Origin of the sequence: Paenibacillus oleatilyticus (genome assembly GCF_018998565.1) — a bacterium.
GTDB classification, from domain to species: Bacteria; Bacillota; Bacilli; order Paenibacillales; family NBRC-103111; genus Paenibacillus_G; species Paenibacillus_G oleatilyticus.
Genome location: NZ_JAHNZO010000005.1, coordinates 292,824 through 302,295, shown reverse-complemented (window position 1 = coordinate 302,295; position 9,472 = coordinate 292,824). Strand labels below are relative to the sequence as shown.

The window sequence follows — 9,472 nt, the reverse complement described above, 5'->3', positions numbered from 1 at the left end:
GGGCCGTGTCTCAGTCCCAGTGTGGCCGATCACCCTCTCAGGTCGGCTACGCATCGTCGCCTTGGTGAGCCGTTACCCCACCAACTAGCTAATGCGCCGCAGGCCCATCTGTAAGCCACAGGTTGCCCCGTGTTTCTTGATTCCCTCATGCGAGAGAATCACTTATCCGGTCTTAGCTACCGTTTCCGGTAGTTATCCCAGTCTTACAGGCAGGTTGCCTACGTGTTACTCACCCGTCCGCCGCTAACCCCGAAGGGTCCGCTCGACTTGCATGTATTAGGCACGCCGCCAGCGTTCGTCCTGAGCCAGGATCAAACTCTCCATTAAAGAAAAGCTGATTAAAGCTCAAAAGTACTACTGACGAGAATTTGCATTCTCTTTATGACACTCACTCGATGTTCAGTTTTCAAAGGGCAATTCATTTCCTAGCATTCCGATCGGTTAATTCAACCTCTCGAAAGCGACCTCTTTAATATATCACATCCACTCTATCATTGCAAGCTTTATTTTTTTCAAGATTCGAAAGTCTCAAGTTCTTAAAGCCTGCCGCAGAAGCGACAAGGAGTAATATATCAAATCTACAAACGGAAAGCAACCCTTTTTTATATTGAATTTTTTTCCGCTAGGATGAATATGACTTTAAGCCAGAACAAAGCCGCGGCCATCCGGGTCAACGGCGGCAGCGGCTTTGCAAAGAACTGGCGTCAAACCGACCACGCTTCGAGCTTCAGCAGCGGCTCGGCTTTCATATCGAACGGCGCGAATTGCCCGCGGCGGTATTTCAAAAAAGCCGCGGCGGCAATCATCGCCGCGTTGTCCGTGCACAGGCTGAGCGGCGGCGCCAGCAGCGGTATGCCCGCTTCCGCGCAGCGAGCCTCGAGCGCCGCGCGCAGGCCCTTGTTGGCGGCGACCCCGCCGGCAAGGATAAGCTGCTTCGCGCCGTAAGCGCGCACGGCGCGCAGAGCCTTCTCCACCAGGACGTCGATGACCGAGTCCTGGAAGCCTTTCGCCACGGCCTCCGGGGCCAGCGGCTGTCCTTTCATGGCGGCCTGATTCAGGGCCGCCAGCACGGCCGACTTCAGCCCGCTGAAGCTGAAGTCGTACGAATCCGGCTCCAGCCAGGCGCGGGGAAGCGTGACCGCTTCCCGGGCCTCGTGCGCCAGCCGGTCAATGTGCGGGCCGCCGGGATACGGCAGCTTCAGCGCCCGCGCGACTTTGTCGTAGGCTTCGCCCACCGCGTCGTCCCGGGTCTGCCCGATGATGCGGAAGCGCCCCTCCGCTTCCACAAAGACAAGCTCGGTGTGGCCTCCGGAGACGACCAGCGCTACAAACGGGTATTCCAGCTCATTCACGAGCTGGTTCGCATAAATATGCCCGGCGATATGATGCACACCGATCAGCGGCAGCTCCAGCGCGCAGGCCAGCGCCTTCGCCGCCACCATCCCCACCAGCAAGGAGCCGACTAAGCCAGGCCCTTGCGTCACGGCGACAGCGGCCAGCTCGGTCGGCTTCACGTTCGCCTTGTCCAGCGCTTCTTCAATAATCCATGTGATGGATTCCACATGCTTGCGCGAAGCGACCTCGGGCACGACGCCGCCGAATCGTTGATGCGTCTCGATCTGGCTGGACACGACGTTCGCCAAGATGTCTTTGCCGTCCCGGACAATCGCCACGGACGTCTCGTCGCAGCTTGTTTCCACAGCCAATATATAAACGGGTCCGCCGTCCCGATCCGGGCGAACGGACACTGCTTCGTTCGATTGTTCATTCATCGTCAATAAACCTCTCGTCTGTTCTCGAACCGCTCGCTGGCAGCCGTTTTCATTTATTTGGAGAGCCGTTCCGATTTGGGCAGGTCCGCCCACATAATAATCGCATCTTCTTTATTGTCGGTATAATAGCCCCGTCGAATACCGACGGAACGAAATCCCAGCTTCTCATACAAGCGCTGGGCAATCAGATTGGACGGGCGCACCTCCAGTGTCATGCGCAGCGCCCCGTAAAAAACGGCCGTTTGCTGCATTTCCACAAGCAGCCGCTCTCCGAGCTTGCGCCCGCGATATTTTTCACGAATCGCTATATTGGTGACGTGCGCCTCCTCCATAATCAGCCACATGCCGCCAAAACCCGCAATTTCGCCTTCGTACTCCAAAACGAGATATTTGGCGAAATTATTGCTCGTCAGCTCATTGTAAAACGCCCCGGCCGTCCAAGGCGTGGCAAACGATTCCTGTTCGATCTCGCAGATCACGGGGATGTCGTCCGTGTGCATAGGGCGAAAAAGCATAGCTCCGTCAAAGACAGGTTGCGCTTCGCGTTTAGGTTCCATATCGGACAGGCCTCCCCTAAGATTTCTTGGCGAGAAGTTTGGCTTCCGCTTCCGCCAATTGCGTATAGTTCGGAACCAACCCGTGAACATCCTCGGTCTCCCCCCGCTTCCACCGCATCAGGCCAAGCTCGGCGACATGGCGGGCGCGCAGCTCGTGCGGAGCTTCCGTTACAGGTCCGCCCCACCGGGAAGCAAACGAACGAATCGCTTCTTGATGCAGCTCCAGCTCACCCGTAAAAACGACACGGCCGGGTCCGGTTGCCGCCGATGCACCCAAGGAAAGGAGCTCGTCCGTCCAAGAGGCGGTCAGACGAATACCGTCCGGCACCTGACACTTCCAGCCCTCGGGCGAAACGGCGTACAGCGCCGTAAACGCTTGACCCCTGCGGGCGTCGATCAGCGGGACGACCCATGTCGTTTCCCCCGTCGCGCGCGCCGCGTCAAGCAGCGAATCCATCGCCTGAAGCGCTCCGCCCCGCACGGTTTCCCCGTCTTGAAGCGCGCCGAAATCCGAGGCGGAACCGGCTCCGCCGAGCGCCAACGCTTCGAGCGTAGAGACGCCGAGCAAAGCCAGCTTCCGCGTCCAGGCAAAGGTTTTGGCGACCGTCACACCAATGCGCACGCCGGTATAGGAACCGGGCCCGACGCCGACGGCAAACGCCGACAGCTCGTCCGGCCGGACGCCGCACTCCGCCATAAGCCGCTGCAAGGTCGGCACGAGATAAAGCGAATGGTTTCGCTCCGCTTTTGAAGTAATTTCTCCCAGGATTTCCCGTCCCCGGGTCAACGCGGTCGTCATCGACACGGTTGACGTATCGACGGACAGCATAAGCTTGCCGTCGCCATATAAAGTCGAATCTGATGCCGTATTCTGAATCATGTTAACCATCCGTTCTGTTGTAGCTTCGCGCACCATGCTTCATAAGGGTCGCCTAACGGCTTGAGCGTGAAGCTTCGCCCGTTTTCTCCGTCGGTCTCAATCCGAATCTCCAACCGCTGCGGAGGCAAAATCTCTTCGATCAGCGAAGCCCATTCGACAAGCGTAATGCCGTTTCCGTCAAAATATTCGTCCAGCCCCAAATCATCCGCCTCTTCCAAAGACAACCGGTACACGTCCATATGGTAGAAAGGGAACTCGGAACCCTCGTATTCTTTGATGATCGTAAACGTAGGACTGTTCACGATGTCCTTGACGCCTATCGCCTTGGCTACCGCTTGCGAGAATGTCGTCTTGCCCGCCCCCAGGTCGCCGTCGAGCGTAATGACGGTTCCCGGGATAAACAACGAGGCCAAGCGTTCCGCCAATACGGAAGTATCGGCGACATGACGGGCTTGAAATGCATATATGGCCATGTCAGGATCGTCCCTTCATCCGGTAAAATGATTATAGCCGCGCTTGGCGAGCGATACCGCACTGCCGTCGCTTCGCACAAGCCGTACGCCGGAATGCTCCCCATGGACATATCCGATCAGATAGAGCGGCAGCCCCGCTTCCTTAAACTGCATCTGCAGCTCGACGGCGTGTTCGGCGGGCGCTGTTCCGATTAATTGGTAATCTTCGCCGCCGTACAGCATGTAATCGAGCGGGTCCTTCCCTTGCTTCGAAGCATATTCCAGCAGCTCGCCCGACACGGGAATCCGGTCTTCGATCAGATCGATCCCGATGTTCGACGCCGCGGCAATTTCCCACGCTTCGCTGGCGATCCCGTCGCTGACGTCGTTGAGCGCATGGCAGAAGCCGGACCGCCGCAGCAGCTCGCCGGCTTCGATCTGGGGCTCCGGACGGCAGTGCGCCCGAATCAGTCCGGGATACCGCTTCAGCTCCGGATCGTCGTCCCATTCCTCCGACGGCTTGTTTTTCCCCAGAAGCCATTCCAGTCCGGCCGCCGAATCGCCGGTAATACCGGTAATAAATACGACATCTCCCAGTCTGGCTGCCGAGCGGAGCAGCGCTTTGTCCGGTTCCGTCTCTCCGATCACCGTTACGGTCAGTGTCACGCCCCCGATACACGAGGTTGTGTCTCCGCCTGCAACAACGACCCGGTAACGGTTCGCGCATTCGTACAACCCGTCGTACATTGCGCGCACACGCTCCACCGGCGTCGACTTCGGCATGCTGAGCGCCACGAGGGCATACCGCGGAGTTCCTCCCATCGCAGCGATATCGCTGACGGCGGAAGCCATCGCTTTATACCCGATGTCCACATCGCGCATCGTCACCCGCTTGAAATGAATGTCTTCCGTCATCGTATCGCAAGTGAGAATCCACCGGCTATCCGAAGAGGCGCGAACGACGGCCGCATCGTCGCCGATCCCTGTCTCCACGCCGCCGGCCCGTTGAAAAGCGATCGTTTGCTTCCCGCCGTTCAGCAGGTCGATCAGCGTAAATTCGTCGACCGAGCTCACATCTATCCGCCTCCGCTCTCGTATTGACAATTATTATAGCCGTTCCTTTGTATCTAGACAAACATGCCGTTTTGCTATTGTTTCGGAGCGCCGAGTATCGTTCGAAACACTGTGTTACTAAATCGAATCTTTCATATATATCATACCACCGATCTCCTACTACTGACTATCGGCTTGCCCGATAGCATGAGACCCGAAACCGCTTTACCCCAGCAAAAAAAGCTTCCCCCAGCCATGGGCCCTCTCGGCCTGCATGCTTTCGGAAAGCTTTTGCTCAAACACGGTCCTCGCAGCAGCTATTGGACTTCCTGCAGCTCGTCGACCGGAACGACGCGGGCGTCCGCAGGGCGGTCTTCCACATGCACCTTGGCTGTTTCCTGCTCGGCGTCTACGCTATCGATCCATACGGATACGCCGTTCAACTCCACGCTAACCTTTTCCTCGGATTTCATAATTTCTTGAGCGCGGTACACTTTCATTGCCCGTTGACCTCCCCGCTGACGACCGATTCGGGATGATCCATCGTATCGGTCGTCGATTCCTCGATCAGTCCGTTATGGATCGTCACCTGCCCGCCGCCAAGACCTTCGTTGATCATCCGGTCGATGTCCATAAAATTGGAGTCCCGCCCTTCATGGGCTGCATCATCCGTAAACTTGCCGCCGGACGTATTTGCTTCGCTCATGATTCCTTTTCCTCCTCTGATCGAAAATGTTCGGGCCGGCATGACTTTGCTTTTTGGCGATCCATGCAGCCTTCTTCTGTAGCATGTCCCAATTTCTTGCGCTGACATTCGCGCGCGATGTAATGGGACGCTTCCATTTTGCGTATACTGTATAGAAAGTAGACGGCCAGCTCAGGCCCCGGGAGGTACAGCCATGCATACGGTTTGGAAAGGCGCCATCAGCTTCGGCTTGGTGCACGTGCCCGTCAAGATGTTCTCGGCGACGGAAGACAAAGACATCTCGATGCGCATGATTCATAAGGATTGCAATACGCCGCTGAATTTCGTCCGTAAATGCCAGCACTGCGAGCGAGAAGTGGAGTGGGGAGAAATCGTCCGAGGCTACGAATACGAGCCGGGCTCATTCGTGCTGTTCGAGAAGGACGAGCTGGAGAAGCTGACCGGCGAGATCACCAAAGAAATCAAGATTCTCGATTTCGTCGACTTGTCGGACATCGACCCGGTTTATTTTCAGAAAACATATTATCTCGCTCCGAACGAAACCGGCGCCGGGGCCTATAGTCTGCTGCTCGAAGCGATGCGGCAAACGGGCAAAATCGGCATTGCCAAAGTGTCCATCCGGTCCAAAAGCAGCTTGGCCGCCATCCGCATTATCGACCGGTGCATTGCGATGGAGACGATTTTTTACCCGGACGAAATCCGGTCAGTGGAACATGTACCGAACCTCCCGGAGCAGAGCAACGTCAACGAGAAGGAGCTCGAAATGGCAAAGCTGCTGATCGGCCAGTTGGCGACGAAATTCGAGCCGGAAAAATACAAGGACGATTACCGTTCGGCCGTGCTGCACGCGATTGAATCGAAAGTTTCCGGCCAGCAGGTCCGCGTCGCGCCGGAGCCGCATAAAGCGAACGTCATCGATCTGATGGCCGCCCTGCAGGCGAGCCTTGAAGCGGTGAAACCGGTAGTGACCGAGCCGACGCCGGGAACGACCGAGAAAGCCAAAGCCGCAAAAACAAGAAAAGGCAAAGCGAAAACGAAAGAAACGATCGGCTAAGCGCCGATCGTTTCTTTGTGCCGGGAGAGTGTTCCCTCTCCGCGCTTACTTGCTCCAGTCCTGCAAACGCCAAACCTGAGTAATCCAATCTTCATAGAATTCCGGCTCATGGGAAACGAGCAGAATGGTCCCTTTGTACTCCTTCAGCGCTTCCTTGAACGCTTCCTTTGCCCGGACGTCCAAGTGGTTCGTAGGTTCATCCAACACGAGAAGATTGCTGTCTGTCAGCATGAGTTCGCACAAGCGGACCTTCGCCTGCTCCCCGCCGCTAAGCGAGCTAAGGCGCTGCCGGATATGCTTTTCGGTCAGACCGGCCATACCCAGCGTCTGCCGGATTTCCTTCTGGGTCTTATCCGGCCGCAGCGACCACAGCCGCTCCAGCGCGGTTTCGTCCGAAGGCAGCTGCTCCTGGGCGAAATAAGCCGGTGTGACCCGTTCGCCGAGCTGTACCGTTCCGCTTACCGGCGGCAGCAGGCCCAGCATCGTTTTGAGCATAGTCGATTTCCCGATGCCGTTGTACCCGATCACCGCCACTTTTTCCCCGCGCTTCAATTGCAGGTTTACGGGAACGGCTAGCGGCTCTGCATAGCCGAATTGCAGGTGCTTCGCTTCCATGATTCGGTTCACGGGTTCCACATGAACATGAAAGCTGTAGCGGGGCCGCGGCCCCGACGTCGGTTTCTCGATCCGTTCCATTCGCTCCAGCGCTTTTTCCCGGCTTTTCGCTTGTTTGGCTTTGCGGTTCCGATTCTTTTGGATAAAGCTCTCCAGCCGGTCGATTTCCTTCTGCTGGCGCTCGTACGCGTCCTGCCATTGCAACCGGTTCAGTTCATAACTTTTGACGAATGCGGCATAGTTCCCGGCGTAGCGTTTGATGGTCTGATGCTCCAAATGAAAGATCGTCGTTGTAATTTCATTCAGGAAGGCCTCGTCGTGCGAGACAACGAGATAAGCCTGCTCGTAACGCTTCAAATAGCCGGTCAGCCATTCGATATGCACGTCGTCCAAGTAGTTGGTCGGCTCGTCGAGCAATAATACGTGCGGCTCCTCCAGCAGCAGCTTGCCCAGGAGCAGCTTCGTGCGCTGCCCCCCGCTCAGCTTGTCGACCTCCCGGTCTTTGCCGAGCTCAAGAATCCCTAATCCGGCAGCCACCTCTTCGATCTTGGAATCGATGCCGTAAAAATCGGCATGCTCCAGCCGACTCTGCAGCTCGCCGTACCGGGTTAACAGCGGTTCGAGGTCGGCGTCCGCCACGGCCATTTGCTCTGCGACCTTATGCAAGGCACGTTCCAGCTCATATAATTGAGCGAAAGCGCCCCGCAAATAGTCCATAATCGTCATTCCCGCCTGCAGATCGGCGTGCTGCTCCAAATAACCGAGCCGCGCTTGCGGAAGCCATTCGATCTTGCCCCCATCGGGAAGCAGTTGTCCCGCCAAGACACGCAGCAAGGTCGACTTGCCGGCCCCGTTGCTGCCGACGAGTCCCGCATGCTCTCCCCGCAGCAGCCGGAACTGGATATTTTGGAATATTTTTTTATCCCCATACGTATGGGTAAGCTGTTCAACGTTCAACATACTCATGAAAGCTCTCTCCTTTTCGCTTCAGGTTCGAAGCCAACCGGAGAAACAGCCGGACAAAGCTCTATTCAATTAGCTTAGGTTGTATGGAAAACAAAAAACGGGCAAGGCGAACACGCCCTGACCCGTTGCAAATTGTATCATTTGAACGAAAGGAATCGAGTTCTTTATCTACTGTTCTTCGGTTGGCTTAGGGTGAAAAATGGGCAGACTTCTCCCGTTTAAGCCAAATTCCGTTTCAGAACAGTCGATAAGAAAAACATTTCCTTTCCACCTCGTTATACCAAAGTTAATTGTTGTGCACCTTTAACTATATCGAGCCGCTGGCCGTTATGTCAAGCAACAAGAGGGAATAACTGTTAATAACCACGAATTCTAGGGGGGCTCTCTCATGTTGAACCCGGTCGTTCCCTTCGAACCGATAAGCTCCGATTCGTTCCCCAAAGGCGGCGAATGGATCGCCCAGATCAAATGGGACGGCGTGCGCATGCTGTCCTACTGCGACGGCTCCAAGGTCCAGCTCGTCAATCGAAGATTGAACAATCGGTCCTTGCAGTATCCCGAATTTTTGTCTCCTTCGCGCTACTGCTCGGCCTCTTCGTTCATATTGGACGGCGAATTCATCGCCTTCGACCATCACAAGCCGTCGTTTCATGAGATTATGAAGCGGGACAGCCTAAGAAAGCAGCAAAACATTGAGCTCGCCGTCACGCAGACCCCGGTCACGTACATGATCTTCGACGTTTTGTTCTACGGCGGGCAATGGGTTACGGATAAGCCGCTTGCCGAGCGGCAGCGCATACTGCAGGAGATTGTCATCCCGCAACCCGATGTGCAAACAGTGCAAAACTTCGCCGTCCCCGACGAGCTGCTGCAGGTGATGATCAAGCATCAGATGGAGGGCGTTGTCTGTAAAAACCTGAACAGCACGTATATGATCGGTGGTAAGGATAAACGGTGGCAGAAGCGCAAAATATTTTATGATCTGCTGGCTGTTGTAGGAGGCGTCACGTACCGGGACAATATCGTCAATTCGCTCCTGCTCGGCTTGTACGACGGGCAGGGCAGCCTCTACTACATCGGGCACGCAGGCACCGGGAAGGTGACGCAGCAAGAGTGGCGGGAGCTGACGGCACGCGTAGCGTCCATGAGGACGAAAGCGAAGCCGTTCGTGAACGAGCCCGAACGGAGCAAAGACGCGGTTTGGATCGTTCCGCAAATCGTGGTGAAGGTGCAGTTTATGGAGTGGACCCCGGGGCATACGATGAGGCACCCCAGTATTCAGGCGTTTGTCGATACAAACCCTAGCGAGTGCAAATTCCCTAACTTATAAATAAAAAAGCAAGCGGACGATTTATTCGTCCACAAAGTGTCGAGAAAGAGGTTTTGACTGATATAGAGATACATACGGAGGTGGGGT

The 9,472-nt window shown here is 56.0% G+C and carries 10 protein-coding genes, 1 rRNA gene and 1 pseudogene; 2 read left to right on the top strand and 10 right to left on the bottom strand.

Annotated features, from left to right (window positions below; all coding sequences use genetic code 11):
- The 8 genes from KQX66_RS09150 to KQX66_RS09115 form a co-directional block, all read right to left on the bottom strand.
- Nucleotides 1-327 (bottom strand): 16S ribosomal RNA (locus KQX66_RS09150); the annotation flags it as partial.
- A 377-nt stretch (nt 328-704) separates the two neighbouring features.
- On the bottom strand, nt 705-1,772 hold the full coding sequence (gene tsaD / locus KQX66_RS09145; RefSeq protein ID WP_216792146.1) for a tRNA (adenosine(37)-N6)-threonylcarbamoyltransferase complex transferase subunit TsaD: 1,068 nt from the start codon (nt 1,770-1,772) through the stop codon (nt 705-707).
- Between the two features lie 53 nt (nt 1,773-1,825).
- On the bottom strand, nt 1,826-2,329 hold the full coding sequence (gene rimI, locus KQX66_RS09140) for a ribosomal protein S18-alanine N-acetyltransferase (RefSeq protein WP_216792145.1): 504 nt from the start codon (nt 2,327-2,329) through the stop codon (nt 1,826-1,828).
- A gap of 16 nt (nt 2,330-2,345) precedes the next feature.
- The gene (gene tsaB / locus KQX66_RS09135) at nt 2,346-3,209 is read right to left on the bottom strand and encodes a tRNA (adenosine(37)-N6)-threonylcarbamoyltransferase complex dimerization subunit type 1 TsaB (RefSeq protein ID WP_216792144.1); all 864 of its coding nucleotides are present in this window, start codon (nt 3,207-3,209) and stop codon (nt 2,346-2,348) included.
- Nucleotides 3,206-3,682 carry a tRNA (adenosine(37)-N6)-threonylcarbamoyltransferase complex ATPase subunit type 1 TsaE gene (gene tsaE / locus KQX66_RS09130; RefSeq protein WP_216792143.1) on the bottom strand — a complete coding sequence of 159 codons (477 nt, stop codon included), beginning with the start codon at nt 3,680-3,682 and terminating at the stop codon, nt 3,206-3,208. The genes tsaB and tsaE overlap by 4 nt, the downstream gene beginning before the upstream one ends.
- A gap of 15 nt (nt 3,683-3,697) precedes the next feature.
- Nucleotides 3,698-4,735 (bottom strand): thiamine-phosphate kinase, encoded by a 1,038-nt coding sequence (gene thiL, locus KQX66_RS09125; protein ID WP_308647198.1) that lies wholly within the window; start codon nt 4,733-4,735, stop codon nt 3,698-3,700.
- Nucleotides 4,736-5,031: 296 nt separating this feature from the next.
- Complete coding sequence (locus KQX66_RS09120; RefSeq protein ID WP_216792142.1) at nt 5,032-5,214, bottom strand: H-type small acid-soluble spore protein; 183 nt, start codon at nt 5,212-5,214, stop codon at nt 5,032-5,034.
- Complete coding sequence (locus tag KQX66_RS09115; RefSeq protein ID WP_216792141.1) at nt 5,211-5,420, bottom strand: hypothetical protein; 210 nt, start codon at nt 5,418-5,420, stop codon at nt 5,211-5,213. Before KQX66_RS09115 ends, KQX66_RS09120 begins: the two co-directional genes overlap by 4 nt.
- A 193-nt stretch (nt 5,421-5,613) precedes the next feature.
- On the opposite strand from KQX66_RS09115, the gene ku reads away from it, so the two are divergent.
- The gene (ku, locus tag KQX66_RS09110; RefSeq protein WP_216792140.1) at nt 5,614-6,474 is read left to right on the top strand and encodes a non-homologous end joining protein Ku; all 861 of its coding nucleotides are present in this window, start codon (nt 5,614-5,616) and stop codon (nt 6,472-6,474) included.
- Nucleotides 6,475-6,519: 45 nt separating this feature from the next.
- Here ku and KQX66_RS38700 read toward each other — a convergent pair whose 3' ends face one another.
- Together KQX66_RS38700 and KQX66_RS38695 are read right to left on the bottom strand one after the other, a co-directional pair.
- The gene (locus KQX66_RS38700) at nt 6,520-7,473 is read right to left on the bottom strand and encodes an ABC-F family ATP-binding cassette domain-containing protein (RefSeq protein WP_438804184.1); all 954 of its coding nucleotides are present in this window, start codon (nt 7,471-7,473) and stop codon (nt 6,520-6,522) included.
- Between the two features lie 24 nt (nt 7,474-7,497).
- Nucleotides 7,498-8,049, bottom strand: a pseudogene (locus KQX66_RS38695) (ATP-binding cassette domain-containing protein); the annotation flags it as partial.
- Nucleotides 8,050-8,443: 394 nt separating this feature from the next.
- Here KQX66_RS38695 and KQX66_RS09100 point away from each other — a divergent pair.
- A complete protein-coding gene (locus KQX66_RS09100; RefSeq protein WP_216792138.1) occupies nt 8,444-9,385 on the top strand; it encodes an ATP-dependent DNA ligase in 942 nt (313 codons plus the stop codon).
- Nucleotides 9,386-9,472 lie beyond the last annotated feature (87 nt).